The organism is Mesorhizobium sp. M0518 (genome assembly GCF_040321125.1).
GTDB lineage: Bacteria > Pseudomonadota > Alphaproteobacteria > Rhizobiales > Rhizobiaceae > Mesorhizobium.
In genome coordinates this window covers 132,583-145,421 of sequence record NZ_JAMYQY010000009.1, presented here as the reverse complement: position 1 = coordinate 145,421, position 12,839 = coordinate 132,583, and the positions used below count along the sequence as shown (strand labels likewise).

General features: G+C 63.6%; 20 protein-coding genes. 10 read left to right on the top strand and 10 right to left on the bottom strand.

Features of this window, described 5'->3' with window-relative positions; translation table 11 throughout:
• The first annotated feature begins 61 nt into the window (after positions 1 to 61).
• On the top strand, positions 62 to 1,012 hold the full coding sequence (locus NKI66_RS15365; RefSeq protein ID WP_352752106.1) for a S1C family serine protease: 951 nt from the start codon (positions 62 to 64) through the stop codon (positions 1,010 to 1,012).
• 6 nt (positions 1,013 to 1,018) lie between these two features.
• Here NKI66_RS15365 and NKI66_RS15360 read toward each other — a convergent pair whose 3' ends face one another.
• Positions 1,019 to 1,444 carry a VOC family protein gene (locus NKI66_RS15360; RefSeq protein WP_023809651.1) on the bottom strand — a complete coding sequence of 142 codons (426 nt, stop codon included), beginning with the start codon at positions 1,442 to 1,444 and terminating at the stop codon, positions 1,019 to 1,021.
• A gap of 66 nt (positions 1,445 to 1,510) precedes the next feature.
• On the opposite strand from NKI66_RS15360, the gene NKI66_RS15355 reads away from it, so the two are divergent.
• On the top strand, positions 1,511 to 2,131 hold the full coding sequence (locus tag NKI66_RS15355) for a TetR/AcrR family transcriptional regulator (protein WP_023809652.1): 621 nt from the start codon (positions 1,511 to 1,513) through the stop codon (positions 2,129 to 2,131).
• Here NKI66_RS15355 and NKI66_RS15350 read toward each other — a convergent pair.
• Positions 2,070 to 3,020 carry a LysR family transcriptional regulator gene (locus NKI66_RS15350; RefSeq protein ID WP_023809653.1) on the bottom strand — a complete coding sequence of 317 codons (951 nt, stop codon included), beginning with the start codon at positions 3,018 to 3,020 and terminating at the stop codon, positions 2,070 to 2,072. The two genes, NKI66_RS15355 and NKI66_RS15350, sit on opposite strands and share 62 nt — an antisense overlap.
• 111 nt (positions 3,021 to 3,131) lie before the next feature.
• On the opposite strand from NKI66_RS15350, the gene NKI66_RS15345 reads away from it, so the two are divergent.
• The gene (locus tag NKI66_RS15345) at positions 3,132 to 3,767 is read left to right on the top strand and encodes an FMN-dependent NADH-azoreductase (RefSeq protein ID WP_023809654.1); all 636 of its coding nucleotides are present in this window, start codon (positions 3,132 to 3,134) and stop codon (positions 3,765 to 3,767) included.
• Positions 3,768 to 3,822: 55 nt separating this feature from the next.
• Here NKI66_RS15345 and NKI66_RS15340 read toward each other — a convergent pair whose 3' ends face one another.
• Both NKI66_RS15340 and NKI66_RS15335 read right to left on the bottom strand, forming a co-directional pair.
• Positions 3,823 to 4,122, bottom strand: coding sequence for an AzlD family protein (locus NKI66_RS15340; RefSeq protein WP_023809655.1), 300 nt, complete (start codon positions 4,120 to 4,122; stop codon positions 3,823 to 3,825).
• On the bottom strand, positions 4,119 to 4,853 hold the full coding sequence (locus tag NKI66_RS15335; RefSeq protein WP_023809656.1) for an AzlC family ABC transporter permease: 735 nt from the start codon (positions 4,851 to 4,853) through the stop codon (positions 4,119 to 4,121). Before NKI66_RS15335 ends, NKI66_RS15340 begins: the two co-directional genes overlap by 4 nt.
• Positions 4,854 to 5,026: 173 nt before the next feature.
• Here NKI66_RS15335 and NKI66_RS15330 point away from each other — a divergent pair, with 173 nt between their 5' ends.
• The 6 genes from NKI66_RS15330 (at position 5,027) to NKI66_RS15305 (ending at position 8,878) form a co-directional block, all read left to right on the top strand.
• Positions 5,027 to 5,485: an Lrp/AsnC family transcriptional regulator gene (locus tag NKI66_RS15330; protein ID WP_352677273.1), complete on the top strand. Its 459-nt coding sequence runs from the start codon at positions 5,027 to 5,029 to the stop codon at positions 5,483 to 5,485.
• 126 nt (positions 5,486 to 5,611) lie between these two features.
• Positions 5,612 to 6,814 (top strand): MFS transporter, encoded by a 1,203-nt coding sequence (locus tag NKI66_RS15325; protein ID WP_352723225.1) that lies wholly within the window; start codon positions 5,612 to 5,614, stop codon positions 6,812 to 6,814.
• 21 nt (positions 6,815 to 6,835) lie between these two features.
• Positions 6,836 to 7,522, top strand: a complete 687-nt coding sequence (locus NKI66_RS15320) for a hypothetical protein (RefSeq protein WP_352613118.1) — start codon at positions 6,836 to 6,838, stop codon at positions 7,520 to 7,522.
• 116 nt (positions 7,523 to 7,638) lie between these two features.
• Complete coding sequence (locus NKI66_RS15315) at positions 7,639 to 7,902, top strand: YMGG-like glycine zipper-containing protein (RefSeq protein WP_127297410.1); 264 nt, start codon at positions 7,639 to 7,641, stop codon at positions 7,900 to 7,902.
• Between the two features lie 49 nt (positions 7,903 to 7,951).
• Positions 7,952 to 8,575, top strand: coding sequence for an outer-membrane lipoprotein carrier protein LolA (locus NKI66_RS15310; protein WP_023809660.1), 624 nt, complete (start codon positions 7,952 to 7,954; stop codon positions 8,573 to 8,575).
• A 93-nt stretch (positions 8,576 to 8,668) separates the two neighbouring features.
• Entirely contained in the window at positions 8,669 to 8,878 is a 210-nt protein-coding gene (locus tag NKI66_RS15305) for a hypothetical protein (RefSeq protein WP_023809661.1), read from the top strand.
• Between the two features lie 88 nt (positions 8,879 to 8,966).
• Here the strand turns inward: NKI66_RS15305 and NKI66_RS15300 are convergent, their stop codons facing one another.
• Both NKI66_RS15300 and NKI66_RS15295 read right to left on the bottom strand, forming a co-directional pair.
• Positions 8,967 to 9,266: an HlyU family transcriptional regulator gene (locus NKI66_RS15300; protein ID WP_127268097.1), complete on the bottom strand. Its 300-nt coding sequence runs from the start codon at positions 9,264 to 9,266 to the stop codon at positions 8,967 to 8,969.
• A 112-nt stretch (positions 9,267 to 9,378) separates the two neighbouring features.
• A complete protein-coding gene (locus NKI66_RS15295) occupies positions 9,379 to 10,080 on the bottom strand; it encodes a PadR family transcriptional regulator (protein WP_023809662.1) in 702 nt (233 codons plus the stop codon).
• A gap of 271 nt (positions 10,081 to 10,351) precedes the next feature.
• Between NKI66_RS15295 and NKI66_RS15290 the strand changes: the two genes are divergently transcribed.
• Positions 10,352 to 10,609: a DUF2798 domain-containing protein gene (locus NKI66_RS15290; protein ID WP_023809663.1), complete on the top strand. Its 258-nt coding sequence runs from the start codon at positions 10,352 to 10,354 to the stop codon at positions 10,607 to 10,609.
• 67 nt (positions 10,610 to 10,676) lie between these two features.
• On the opposite strand, the gene NKI66_RS15285 is transcribed toward NKI66_RS15290, so the two are convergent.
• The 4 genes from NKI66_RS15285 to NKI66_RS15270 all read right to left on the bottom strand — a co-directional run bounded on the left by NKI66_RS15285 (position 10,677) and on the right by NKI66_RS15270 (position 12,806).
• Positions 10,677 to 11,045 (bottom strand): thiol-disulfide oxidoreductase DCC family protein, encoded by a 369-nt coding sequence (locus NKI66_RS15285; RefSeq protein ID WP_023809664.1) that lies wholly within the window; start codon positions 11,043 to 11,045, stop codon positions 10,677 to 10,679.
• Positions 11,046 to 12,110 carry a DMT family transporter gene (locus NKI66_RS15280; RefSeq protein ID WP_352752105.1) on the bottom strand — a complete coding sequence of 355 codons (1,065 nt, stop codon included), beginning with the start codon at positions 12,108 to 12,110 and terminating at the stop codon, positions 11,046 to 11,048.
• 26 nt (positions 12,111 to 12,136) lie between these two features.
• Positions 12,137 to 12,406, bottom strand: a complete 270-nt coding sequence (locus NKI66_RS15275) for a putative hemolysin (RefSeq protein ID WP_023809666.1) — start codon at positions 12,404 to 12,406, stop codon at positions 12,137 to 12,139.
• Between the two features lie 106 nt (positions 12,407 to 12,512).
• On the bottom strand, positions 12,513 to 12,806 hold the full coding sequence (locus NKI66_RS15270; RefSeq protein ID WP_023809667.1) for a GYD domain-containing protein: 294 nt from the start codon (positions 12,804 to 12,806) through the stop codon (positions 12,513 to 12,515).
• Between the last annotated feature and the right edge of the window lie 33 nt (positions 12,807 to 12,839).

Sequence of the window (12,839 nt, the reverse complement as noted above, 5' to 3'; positions counted from 1 at the left end):
TGCGGTTCCAGCCGCTCCGCACATATAGTCACGATCAAGCCTGAACACACGGAGCCCTCCCATGGCCCTCGCCGTCGCCAAATTCCAAACCGATGATACGCTGCTCGACGCCTATTCGACGACGGTTGCCGACGCCGTCGACCGCATCGGTCCGGCCGTCTGCCGCATCGAGCGCGTTGGCGGTCAGGGCGGCCATGGCTCCGGCTTCGTCATCGCGCCGGACGGGCTGGTCGTCACCAATTTCCACGTCGTCGGCGACGCCAGGACGGTGCGCGTGTCGATGCCGGACGGTGCCTCCCGCGAAGGCCGCGTGCTTGGCCGCGATCCCGACACCGACATCGCGCTGGTGCGCGCCGACGGCAGCTTTGCCGACATCGCACCGCTGGGCGATTCCAAGCGGCTGCGGCGCGGCCAGATCGCCATTGCAATCGGCAACCCGCTCGGTTTCGAATGGACCGTCACCTCCGGCGTCGTCTCCGCGCTCGGCCGCTCGATGCGCGCCTCCACCGGCCGGCTGATCGACGACGTTATCCAGACCGACGCAGCGCTCAATCCCGGCAATTCCGGCGGACCGCTGGTGTCGTCGGCCGGCGAGGTCATCGGCGTCAACACCGCCATGATCCATGGCGCGCAAGGCATCGCCTTCGCGGTTGCCTCCAACACCGCCAATTTCGTCATTTCGGAGATCATCCGCTTCGGCCGCGTGCGCCGCGCCTTCATCGGCGTCTCGGCCGACACCGTCAATCTGCCGCGACGCGCTGCCCTGTTGTCGCAAGTCTCGACCAGCACGGCGGTTCGCCTGCGCAGCGTCGAGAAGGACGGCCCGGCGGCCAAGGCCGGCTTGAAGGAGGGCGACATCATCGCCGCAATAGAGGGCCGCCCGGTCACCGGCGTCGACGACCTGGTGCGCGTGCTCGACGCCGAGCGCATCGGCCGCGAGACACAATGCACCGTGGTGCGCCGCACCGGCGTCAGCCAGGTGACGGTGACGCCGGTGGCAAGGGCGGGCTGAGGACGGTCACCGTTCCGCAGCCCCCTCGGCGTACTGCGCCAGAAACGCCTCGCTCGGCGGAATCGGCTTGATGACGTCGATCAGCACGCCATTGGGGTCTTTGGTGATGAAATGGCGCTGGCCGAAGGGCTCGTCGCGCAAGGATTGGAGGATCGGCAGGCCGGCGGCAAGGATCCGCTCATAGACCGCGTCCGGGTCGCGAACCTCGAAATTGATCAGCAGGCCCGATGTGCGGCCCCGCCCCTCCTTCGGGATGGTCTCGTGGTCGCCCTGGACGATGCCGAGATTGACGCGTTTGTTGTCCACCGATTGCAGATGCACATACCAGTCGCTTTCAAACAGCGGCTGGAAGCCGAAATGCTCGACATAGAACGCCGTCGTGCCGGCGACGTCGCCGGTCATCAGCACCGGGTAATAGCTCGTCGTCTTCATCTTTCCTTCTCCCGTCAATTAACATACAGTCTGCATGTAAATTGAATTAACATACAGGCTGCATGTATGCAACGCGATTCCGCGCGCCGTTCCAACCGTGACCGTACCGAGGCGACGCGCGCCGACCTGATTGCCGCGGCGCGAAAGCTGTTTACGGAAAAATCCTATGCCGAGACCGGCACGCCGGAGATCGCCGCTGCCGCCGGCGTCACGCGCGGCGCGCTTTACCATCACTTCGCCGACAAGCAGGCGCTGTTTGCCGCCGTGGTCGACCAGGAGGCGGCAGCGGTCGCCGAGGAGATCGAGCGCGCCTCGGCGCCATCACTCAATGCCCGCGACGCACTGATTGCCGGTTCCGACGCCTATCTCACCGCCATGCGCACGCCAGGCCGCACGCGCCTGCTGCTGCTCGACGGCCCGGCCGTGCTTGGCCGCGCCGCCATGGACGCGATCGACAACCGCCATGGCAACCGCTCGCTGCGCGAAGGGCTGGTCGCGGCGATGCGGGCGCAAACGATGACGAGATTGCCGGCCGACGCGCTGACCGCACTGCTCGGCTCCGCCTTCGATCGTGCCGCCCTGGCCATCGAGGCCGGTGCGTCAGCTCAGGACTACCGCGCGGTGCTCATAGCACTGATCGATGGCCTGTCTCTTCCTCAGGCACCTCGCCCGGTTCGAACTCGTTGAAGCAGCCGAGCTGGCGCTTGAACTGGTCGATCAGCCAGGCGGCCGCTGGCTTCGGGCTGCGATCGTTGCGGTGCATGGCAAACAGCGGCGAACTCACCTCCCTGAAGGATTCGAGGTCGATTTCGACCAGCCGGCCACTCGCCAGGTCGTCTGCTATCAGCCAGCGCGGCAGCCCGCCCCAGCCCAGCCCCTCGCGCATCAGCATATGCTTGGTGCGCACATCCGTCAGCCGCCAGGTACGGTAGGCGAAGACTCCGAAGTCGCGCCCCTTGGTACGCTCCGACTGGTCGGTGACGACAAGCTGCGTGTGTTCGCGCGCATCCTCGATCGCCACCGGCTTCGGCAGCAGGGCCAGCGGATGGCTGGGCGCGGCGGCCAGCACGATCGACATGAAGCCGATGCGCGCGAGATGCACATCGACATCGCCCAGCAGGCCGCCAATGCCAAGGTCGGCCTGCCCGCTGACGACATGATCGGGGATCAGGCCGAGCGTGCCGATATGCAGGCGCAGCATCACGGTCGGAAACTGCACCTCGAATGCCTTCAACACCCGCACCAGCACCGGCGACGGCAGCGCCGCATCGACCGACAGCGCGACTTCGGCCTCGAGCCCCTGGTGGTGGCCGTCGACGCGGGAGCGGATGCGCTGCAGCACGCCGATCATGCGCCGCGCATCCTCCAGCATCGCCCGGCCGATCTCGGTCAATTGCGGCTCGCGCGTGCCCTCGCGCTCGAACAGTTTCAGCCCCAGCTGCGCCTCGAGATTGGCGATGCCGTAGCTGATCACGGACTGTGCCCGGTTGAGCTTGCGGCCGGCGGCCGAGAAGCTGCCGGCTTCGGCGACTGTCACAAAGATCTGAAGTTGATCGAGCGTCGGGTTGGGCTGCATCGATATATCTAACTTATAGATGGATCGTATAGAAAATATACCAGTTTATTGAATGGATCGAAAGCCCCATATCTGGTGGGACAAATCATTCCAACCGCTGGAGAGCCCAAAATGTCCATTCTTCTTGTCACCTCAAGCCCGCGGGGCGCCGCCTCGCATTCGACCCGCATCGCTACCGAATTCGCTGAAAAGCTCGTCGCCGCCGATCCGTCGAACACGCTCGTCGTGCGCGACCTCGTCGCCAACCCGCTGCCGCATATCGATGCCGACTACGCCAGCGGCATCTACGTGCCGGCGGAAGCCCGCACTGCGCGCCAGGCTGAAGTCGTCGGCGTCTCCGATGTGGTGCTCGACGAGCTGTTTGCCGCCGACACAGTGATCCTGGCCACAGGCTTCATCAACTTCAACATCTCCTCGACACTGAAGTCCTGGGTCGATCACATCTCTCGTTCCGGCAAGAGCTTTGCCTATGGCGAGAACGGCCCCAAGGGTCTCGTCACCGGCAAGAAGGTCTATATCGTGCTGGCTTCGGGCGGCATCTACTCCGAAGGTGCGGCCGTGCAGTTCGATCACGCCATTCCCTACCTGCGCGGCGTGCTCGGCTTCCTCGGCATGACCGACGTCGATGTCATCCGCATCGAAGGCGTCGGCATGGGTCCTGACGCGGTGACCGCAGCGCTCGCCAAGGCGACCGCCAAGGTCGATGCCGTGGTGGCCGCCAGCCAGGGTGTCGCGGCTGCCGCGTAAAGAGCCAAAATTTGTCCGCTTCGAAAGGCAGGCGTGCGCGCCTGCCTTTTTCGTTCTAGCCGATGAGGTGCCTCAGCAGACCAGCGGCGCTGACTCCGATCAGCACGGTCGGCAGCATGGAAAGCCGCGTGGCGGCTACCAGAGTAACAGCCAGCGCCAGAATATCCGCCGGGGACTTCGACACGAAGGCCGGTGCGATGACAGAGATCAGCACGCAACCAGGCGCGGCTCCCATGACCGCCGTGGCACGCGCGCTGAGTGTGCGGTTGCGCAGCACGACATAGCCGCCGATGCGCGTCAGGTAAGTGACGCCGGCCATCAGCACGATGGTGAGAAAGGTCATTGCGTCGATCATGCATCACCCGCCATCAGCCAAGCCGCGACCAGCCCCGATACCGCGCCGGCGGCGACATACCAGGCGCCGGGAACGAAGAGATAGACCAGTGCTGCCACGATCAGGCTGACCAGCCAGGGCCGCGCCGCCGCCATACCCGTCCACATGCCGCGCATCAGCACCAGGAAGACGGCCGGGAACGCCATGTCAAAACCATAGGTCCCGACGTCGCCGAGCATCGGACTGAGCAAGGCACCCAGCGTGGTGAAGGACACCCAGGCGAGATACATCGCCAGCGCCGCGCCCATATAGTAGCGCGGGCTGAAGGCCGGCGTGATGCCGGCGGCAGCGCGCTGTTTGGCATCGGCCAGGCCCAGCGCCCAGCTTTCATCGCACATAAAGAAAAGCGCCGGAAACACCTTGCGTCGTGGCAGGTGGCGCAGGAACGGCGCCAGTGCCGCACCCATCAGCAGGTGACGGCTGTTGACCAGGAAGGTGATGGCGACGATGAGCACGACGTGCGGCGGCGACGTCCACAACTGGATCGCCGCGAATTCCGAGCCGCCGGCGAAGTTCAGCCCTGTCATGGCAGACAGTTCGACCGTGCTTAAGCCTTTCTGCGTGGCCTGGGCGCCAAGCACCAGCGCATAGGGGATGGTGCCGAACAGCACCGGCGCGCAGGACGCCACGCCACGGCGGAACTCGGATCCCGAACCATTGCCCGCCGCCTCGACTGCCTGTGAAATGCTCATGCGTCTCCCCTGGCGCGCCTCGCGGCCGCCGCTCCCGGGTTGCTTCTGGACTCTTGTGATGTCGGCCGCAAACATAGCGGCACCGGCTCACAATTTGGTTGCGAAGATTGTTGTGTTTCATCAGAATTTGGCATTTGGCGCTACAAAGCCATAAATAGATGGAATCCAGAGCCATGAAACTTGATGAGATTGACAAGCGGATCTTGCGGGCGCTGCAGCGCGACGGCCGCATGGCCAACAACGATCTGGCCAAAGAGGTCGGCCTGTCGCCCTCGCCTTGCCTGCGGCGCGTGAAGCTGCTGGAGGAGGCCGGTGTCATCGACCGCTACGTCGCAGTGCTGAACCCCGGCAGCATCGGCAAGGGCCTCACCTTCTTCACCCGCATCTGGCTGAAAACGCAGGATGAGGACACGATCGAGCATTTCGCCACCGAAGTCGCCAAGCTGCCGCAGGTGATGGAGTGCTACCTGATGCTCGGCGATTGCGACGCCATGGTGCGCGTGGTGGCGGCCGGCATCGACGATTACCGCCGCTTCCAGTCGGAGCATCTGAGCCGCATCAAGGGCGTGCAGAACGTCAAGACCGACGTCCCCAGCCAGACGATCAAATACACGTCGGAACTGCCGATCTGAGCTGCTGAAAACGGCGTCACGTCAAACTGGATAAAAAATGCAACCGGATTGTAGGATCGAACCCGGTGCCGGCGTCCTTCGGGTGCAAGCAGCGCGCAGTGCTGCCCTTAGGCATGGGAGATTAGAATGAGCCTTTCCTATCGTTGGGTCATCGTCGCCGCTGGCGCGCTGATGTCCTGTGTCGCCATCGGGACGATGTTTTCGCTGGCGATCTTCCTCGAGCCGATGGCGATCGACACCAACTGGTCGCGCGCCGGCATTTCCAGCGCCATGACGCTCAACTTCCTGGTGATGGGCCTTGGTGGCTTCGCCTGGGGCGCGATATCGGACCGTTTTGGCGCCCGCATCGTCGTGATGATCGGCGCGGTGCTGCTCGGGCTGGCGCTGGTGCTGGCCAGCCGCGCCGGTTCGCTGCTGAGCTTCCAGGTCACCTATGGCGTGCTGGTCGGTCTCGCGGCAAGCGCCTTTTTCGCGCCGATGATCGCGCTGACCACAGGCTGGTTCGACACCAACCGCAGCCTTGCCGTCTCACTGGTCTCGGCCGGCATGGGCGTGGCGCCGATGACGATCTCGCCCTTCGCCCGCTGGCTGATCTCCGCCTATGATTGGCGCACCGCCATGTTCGACATCGGCATTACCGCCTGGCTGCTGCTGTTGCCGGCGGTGCTGCTGGTGCGCCAGCCGCCGAAGCCCGTCTTAGTCGACCCCGGCTCCGCGCCGGTTGCCGAAGGTGCCGGCCTGACGGTCGGCCAGGCGCTGCGCTCGCCGCAATTCATCGTGCTGGGGCTGACCTTCTTTGCCTGCTGCGCGGCGCATTCCGGGCCGATCTTCCACATGGTCAGCTATGCCATGCTGTGCGGCGTCGCCCCCATGGCAGCGGTCTCGATCTACAGTGTCGAAGGCCTGGCAGGCCTCGGCGGCCGGCTCTTCTACGGCGTGCTGGCCGACAGGCTGGGCGTCAAGCCGGTGCTGATCGCGGGCCTGGCGATCCAGGCGATCGTCATTGCCGCCTATCTGTCGATCAGCCAGCTTGAGCAGTTCTACATGCTGGCCGTTATCTTCGGTGCCACCTATGGCGGTGTCATGCCGCTCTATGCGGTGCTGGCGCGCGAATATTTCGGCCAGCGCATCCTCGGCACCGTGTTCGGCGCCGCCACCATGCTGTCCAGCCTCGGCATGGCGCTGGGACCGCTTGCCGGCGGCATGGTGTTCGACGCCTACGCCAACTATTCCTGGCTGTTCATCGGCTCGGCTCTTATCGGGCTCGGCGCGGTCGGCATCGCCATCGCGTTCCCGCCACTGCCGCGCAGGGAGTTGCAGCCGGCTTAGCCCGGGTCGATTTCCCAAACCTTGCTGGCCAGGCGCGCAATCAGCCTGGCCCGTTCGGTTCGCCACGGATCCTGTCCCCTGTTTCATCCGTTCCCCCCCTTGCGCGGGGCAGTCCACGGACAACATTTGCACCGTGGGATCTCGACTGAGCTCGCGCATCCAGTCCACGCCAGAGAGGACACCCTGATGGCGGAACATCCGAGTGGAAGCGAAAGCAACAGAATTGCCGCAAGCGCTGTTGCCGACGACGATCCGCGTCTTGCATTCATTTATCAGGAGGCGGTGAGAGGTCTCACGCAACAGCAGACCCTTGTGGAGAACATGAGCACCCGCGCCGGCAGCCTTGTCTTTGCCACCGCATTCGCAAACTCATTGCTCGGCGGTGCGGCCCTTTCCAATGGGCTTGGGCTCTGGGACTGGACCGCGGTGGCCCTGCTGTTCGGCATCGGCGGGTTGATCGTCTTCATGCTTTGGCCCTACCACCAATATACATTCCGCTTCGATCCGGAAGAGCTGCTTGATCAATATGTCGACGGCGACAGGCCGACGACGATGTCGGCCATGCGCCGCGCGCTTGCCCTTCGCATCAAGGCGGACATGGCCGGCAACTGGCGAATTATCCAGCGGCTGCGGGTGGCGCTGCAGATTGCGCTGCTGTTTCTGCTGCTCGACATCCTGGCCTGGCTTTTGGCGATCGCAGGCATTTGAGCCGAAGGCGCGTGGCTCCGCCACGGCCAGGCTTGAATGGCAGGCAACGGTCGATGGATCGAAAAGCTCTCTTGAGCATTTAAGCTTTGGCTAATAGTAGCCCCAGGAGAGAACCAATGAAAAAGACGCTGCTCATTTTGAGCCTGCTCATTCCGCTCTCGGCGTGCTCCCGTACCGAACAAGGCGCCGCCGTCGGCGGCTTGGGTGGCGCGGCCGTAGGCGCCGCGGTGGCCGGAGACCCTGTGGAAGGGGCGGTTGTTGGCGGTGCGGTTGGTGCGATAGCAGGGGCCGTCATCGGCCACGCCAGCGAAGCCGGCCAGTGCAGATATCGCGATCGGTACGGCCGGGTTTACGTCGCGCGGTGCCCGAACGGCTACTGATCTCAACGCGTGATCTCCTTCGATCACGCGTTTGCTGGGGGTTAATCGAATGGCCTATCGGATCAAAAAGCTGCTGGGTTTCTTGTGTGCCGTTATCGGCGTTGCCGCGGTGAATGCCGGGGCTTCGGCCGCGCCGGTTGAAGCAAAGACGGTTGCCGATCACTTCTCATCGGTGAAATCCATGTCAGGGGATTTCGTGCAATCAGGCCCGAAAGCGGAAAGAAAACACGGCAGGTTTTTTCTCCAACGCCCAGGCAAGATCCGGTTCAACTATGCAGGCCAATCTGGGGTCAGCGTGATCGCGGATGGCAAATCCCTGGTGGTTTATAACAGGAGACTGAAGACATCGCGGCTTTATGCTCTCTCGAAGACGCCGCTTAAGCTGCTGCTCGACAACAAGGTCGACTTCTCCGGCAGTCGCGTCAAAAGCATCAGAGAAGACGGCGCTCAAGTAACCGTCAAGCTGGCCGACAGATCGGCTTTCGGCAATTCGAACATCTCCATGGTGTTCGACAGAAAATCGCTCGATCTGCGCAGATGGAGCCTCACCGACGAGAAGGGACTTACCACGACGGTGACCATCTCAAATGTGAGGCAAGGCGTTCGCGCTCCCGAGGGCACCTTCGTTATCGATTATGCGGCAAACCGTGAATTCAACACCACAACGAAATAGCCGAAACCGCAGCCATAATCACAGCGCCGGAACCAATAGGATCAGCGGCGGTTTAGTCCATGAAGGGACCGGAACCGCAAAGGACGCGGCACAATGATTGAAATTCACAGCATCGAAGCGGCCAACGCCAGACTGCGCATAAGGAGAGCCGAGCGCTCTCTGAAGCGCGCGAATGACTTGCTGGACGAGGAAGGCGGCGTCGCTCTTAACTTGGCATTGTGCGGCCGGATAAGGGCCGCGAGAAGGCATCTGATCGAGGCCAGGACCCGCCTGATGACGATTGATCCCACCAGGACGAGTTGATCGCCGGCGGTCGTACGTCAACCCGGACCGAGAGGTCCATCGTGGCGCAAAGGCCCGCATGGTTAGGCAGTGACCTGCTGGCGGTGATCTACCCAAAAATCCGGTCGCCCTGCTCGTCGACCAGTTGGATGCCCTTCTTGATCGAGATGTCGACGGCGTCGTCGAGCCCGGCGAAGCGGTCGGCGCGGATGAATTTGTGTTCCTTCACCACGCCGTCGATCTCCTTGGAGACGACGCCGCACGTCTGGTACTGGCCATCCGCCTTGTAGGGCGTGGCGCTGATCAGGAAGCCCTTGTGCTCGACCTGCTTGGCCGGCGCTGCGCTCGTTGGCCCAGCCGTTTCGGCTCCGCTGGCGCCACCGCCGAAAAGACGCTTCAGAAAAGACATCGGGCTTCCTCCAACAGCATTCATCCCGCACCATGTAGAGTGACGCGGGATGAATTTCACTATCGGTCCTTGGCCCAGCGGGCAAGGGCTGCGTCCGGTCGGCTGGACGAGCTTACTTGTGCGACAGCGCTTCCAGGGCCTCGGCGGCGGCTTCGAGGATGGCGATCGCCTCGGCCTGCTTGTCGGCCGGGGCGTCGACGAAGTCACCCAGAGCCGCGCGCAGCCGGTGGCGGACTGCGCGGAATTCGTCCCGCGCTTCCGAACGATCCCCGCGGCCACCCCGGCCGCCACGACGCCCGCCCTCTTCGCTCTCGTCGTTCCAGCCGAACCAGTCGCGCGCCTTGGCCATTTTGCGGCCGAAGCGCTCGAGATGGTCGAGCACGCCATCGATCATCTCGCGGTTGTCGGCGAGATGCGCCTGGCCAGCTTCGGTGATCGAAAACACCTTCTTGTTGCCGTCGGCGGCGGAGGCGGCATAGCCGGCCTCTTCCAGGAAGGTCAGCGTCGGGTAGACCACGCCCGGGCTCGGGCTGTAGATGCCGCTGGTGCGCTCTTCCAAGGCCTTGATGATGTCGTAGCCGTGGCGCGGGGCCTCGGCCAGCAGCGACAGCGTGATCAGCTTGAGGTCGCCGTCGGCCAGCATGCGCCCGGCGCGGAACATGTCGCCCGGGCCGCCCCGCCCGCCACCGCGACCGCCGTGCCCGAACGGGCCAAAACCGCCGCCCCCTCTGCCACCAAATTTGCCGCCGAATTTGCCGGCCATGTGCATGAACATGCGCTCGCCGAAATGATTGTTCCCAAAATGTTTGTGCATTGATTGCTCCTTGAGTTGTATCTTACGATATATCTTAATTATGCGAGCCAATCGGGAGAGTCAAGATATATCTTACGATGTATCTGAATGCGGCGCCAGAGGCTTGCTTTCACCGGAACGTACCGCTAGAAGGCCCGCGAGCGCCTCGGCTGCTCCGTAAGCGTCTGACGTCAAGCAACGCATCCAACCCCGGTCTTTCCGGGCAATTTTGCCGGTCACCGGCGAATGGATGCCAAAAGCGACGGACCGGATACTTCAGGGAACTCTCAAAATGACTGCAAGACATCAGCGCAGGAAGCTGCCTGCGCGCTATGCCGCTGTTCTTAGCCCGCTGGTGCTGTCGCTGTTGATGACCTTCATCGTCTCGTTCATCTCGACGTTGAAAAGCCTTGGCTTCCACCCCGAGCTGCCGTCCATCTGGCTGACCGCCTGGGGGCTGTCCTGGCTGGTGGCGTTTCCGACGCTGCTGCTGGTGCTGCCGGTGGTACGCCGCATCGTCGGCGCGCTCTGCGAGCCGGCCAGCCGATAACTCGCACGAAAAAAGGTCCGGAGATGTCCTCCGGACCTTTGCGCTTCTGGTCATTAATCACGAAGCGCTACCAGCGACCCTTGCGCCGGTTCCAGGCATAGAGAAGGTCGGCGAAACGATCATAGGCAAAGCGTGTCAGCGGCAAGACAACCGGATTGCCGAACACCATCGCCAGCCAGCCCTCGCCCGGCGTGACCTTCCACACGGCGATGGCAACGTCGGCGCCGACCAGCAGCCTGCCCGCCACGTCGGTGGCGTGCAGCCGGCGGCGGATATCCTCAAGCGACGCGCCATGCCCGGCAAGCGCTGCCGGTTCAAAATTGATGTCTCGGAACTCGATCCGCCCGGCCTTGACCGCTTCGATCAGCCGCCGCTTCTGCCTGCTTATGCCGGCATCGCAGACCGGGCAGCGCGTGTTGTACCAGACGGTCAGCATTTATCCGTGGCCATGCCTGTGGTGCAGGTCGGGATAATGCGGATGCCGGTGTCGCATTGGGGCATGCCGGTGCCAATGAGAATGCGGCTCGCTTACCGGCCCGTCATGATGGTGCTGGTGGTGTTCGTCATGCGCATGGCTGTGCTCATGCTCCAGTTCCTCATGGTCGTGCTCATGCTCATGGCGCTCCGACAGATGCAGCCACAGGCCAACACCCATCAGAAGTCCGGCGGCCGCAAGCTTGAGCGTGACGGCGTCACCCAGGATGGCGATTGCCAGCAGCGCGCCGATGAAGGGAGCGAGCGAGTAATAGGCCCCTGTCCGGGCGGTACCCAGATGACGCAGCGCCACGATGAACATCACCAGGCTGACCCCAATGCCGAAGAAACCGACTGCCGCGGTCGCTGCAATGACCGACCCCGGGGGAAACAAAGCACCGCCGGCAAGCGCCAGCCCGACATTGACGACACCCGCCACCAGCCCTTTGAGCATGGCGATCACCACCGGGTCGGTGGCGGAGATCCTGCGCGTGAAATTGTTGTCGATCCCCCAGGCCAGACAAGCCCCCGCCACCAGCAGGGCGCCACGGTTGAAGGCGACGCCCTCACCTTGCCACGACAGAAGAACGGCGCCCGCCAGAATGGCGAACGCGCCGAAAAGCAGGCGCCGGTCGACATTCTCGCGATAGACGAGCCAGGCGATCGCCATCGTCGCCAGCCCTTCCAGGTTGAGCAGCAGCGCCGAACTGGACGCCGTGTTGAGGGTCAAGCCGAACATCAGCAGCACCGGCGCGATGATGCCGCCCATGCCGATCGCCAGCGCCAGCCAGGGAATATCCCCAGCGGTCAGTTGCGCCTCCCCGGCCGCGGCCTGCCTGCCCCGAAGCAGGCGGTACAGAGCCAGCCCGAGACCGGCACCGAGATAGAGCAGCCCGGCCAGCATGAAGGGATTGACGCCATTGAGCAGCAGCTTGCTGAGCGGCGGCGTCGCCCCGAACAGGACGGCCGAGCCAAGCGCGAGTGGCACGCCGGGCCACAGATGCGAATGGGAATGCGGTTCGGACATGACCTCACCCTATCATGGCAAGTGTGTCACTTGCGGCGCATGGCCGCCTTTGGCCCGATGCACTTGTTGTCGCGAAACAGCGCCCACTCCTCGCAAAGGCGTCCATTGGGCAAGCCGCAGAATCCATATTCATTACCGGCCTTGTCCTTCCTGATCACCAGGCGCCCGCCGATCTCGCCACAATGGACTGATGCCGGATTGGCCATGCCGACCGGTTTTTGCGCACTGGCGCCGACGGAAAACGGCAGCGACGACAAAGCGGCAAAGCTGGCGACCAATATCGAAACCTTCTTCATCGCGATCTCCCCGGCCGCATTCTATCACGGCGAAGCGCCCCGTCTTGCGGCAAAGCGCCACCAGGCCGGCACCAACCAGCGACTTCGAGAAACCCTGCCGATTCCTTCACCCGAGCGAGGTGATGATCTCGCGGTAGGCTAATTCGGGAAAGGCCTTCAGCGTCCGCGTCCTGACATTGCCCGCTGCCGCCAGCATCAGCGAGAAGCGCGCCAGCACCGCGTCGTCGGGGGCTTCGACCACAGCCACCATATCGTATTCGCCCATGGTCAGGTAGAACGCCTTGAACGATCCGCCCATGTCTCCCAGTTGCTTCCTGGCGGCGTCGAGCCGCTTCGGTGACTCGCGTACGTTCCTGGCACCCTGCTCCGTCCAGTTCATCAGCACGATGTAGCTTGTCATGGCACACCTCCCTCCGGGGCCACGGAGCACGGC

Coding starts and splice junctions, on each gene's coding strand:
- NKI66_RS15365 (WP_352752106.1), top strand. CDS start 62: ATGGCCCTCGCCGTCGCCAAATTCCAAACCGATGATACGCTGCTCGAC.
- NKI66_RS15360 (WP_023809651.1), bottom strand. CDS start 1,444: ATGAAGACGACGAGCTATTACCCGGTGCTGATGACCGGCGACGTCGCC.
- NKI66_RS15355 (WP_023809652.1), top strand. CDS start 1,511: ATGCAACGCGATTCCGCGCGCCGTTCCAACCGTGACCGTACCGAGGCG.
- NKI66_RS15350 (WP_023809653.1), bottom strand. CDS start 3,020: ATGCAGCCCAACCCGACGCTCGATCAACTTCAGATCTTTGTGACAGTC.
- NKI66_RS15345 (WP_023809654.1), top strand. CDS start 3,132: ATGTCCATTCTTCTTGTCACCTCAAGCCCGCGGGGCGCCGCCTCGCAT.
- NKI66_RS15340 (WP_023809655.1), bottom strand. CDS start 4,122: ATGATCGACGCAATGACCTTTCTCACCATCGTGCTGATGGCCGGCGTC.
- NKI66_RS15335 (WP_023809656.1), bottom strand. CDS start 4,853: ATGAGCATTTCACAGGCAGTCGAGGCGGCGGGCAATGGTTCGGGATCC.
- NKI66_RS15330 (WP_352677273.1), top strand. CDS start 5,027: ATGAAACTTGATGAGATTGACAAGCGGATCTTGCGGGCGCTGCAGCGC.
- NKI66_RS15325 (WP_352723225.1), top strand. CDS start 5,612: ATGAGCCTTTCCTATCGTTGGGTCATCGTCGCCGCTGGCGCGCTGATG.
- NKI66_RS15315 (WP_127297410.1), top strand. CDS start 7,639: ATGAAAAAGACGCTGCTCATTTTGAGCCTGCTCATTCCGCTCTCGGCG.
- NKI66_RS15310 (WP_023809660.1), top strand. CDS start 7,952: ATGGCCTATCGGATCAAAAAGCTGCTGGGTTTCTTGTGTGCCGTTATC.
- NKI66_RS15305 (WP_023809661.1), top strand. CDS start 8,669: ATGATTGAAATTCACAGCATCGAAGCGGCCAACGCCAGACTGCGCATA.
- NKI66_RS15300 (WP_127268097.1), bottom strand. CDS start 9,266: ATGTCTTTTCTGAAGCGTCTTTTCGGCGGTGGCGCCAGCGGAGCCGAA.
- NKI66_RS15295 (WP_023809662.1), bottom strand. CDS start 10,080: ATGCACAAACATTTTGGGAACAATCATTTCGGCGAGCGCATGTTCATG.
- NKI66_RS15290 (WP_023809663.1), top strand. CDS start 10,352: ATGACTGCAAGACATCAGCGCAGGAAGCTGCCTGCGCGCTATGCCGCT.
- NKI66_RS15285 (WP_023809664.1), bottom strand. CDS start 11,045: ATGCTGACCGTCTGGTACAACACGCGCTGCCCGGTCTGCGATGCCGGC.
- NKI66_RS15280 (WP_352752105.1), bottom strand. CDS start 12,110: ATGTCCGAACCGCATTCCCATTCGCATCTGTGGCCCGGCGTGCCACTC.
- NKI66_RS15275 (WP_023809666.1), bottom strand. CDS start 12,406: ATGAAGAAGGTTTCGATATTGGTCGCCAGCTTTGCCGCTTTGTCGTCG.
- NKI66_RS15270 (WP_023809667.1), bottom strand. CDS start 12,806: ATGACAAGCTACATCGTGCTGATGAACTGGACGGAGCAGGGTGCCAGG.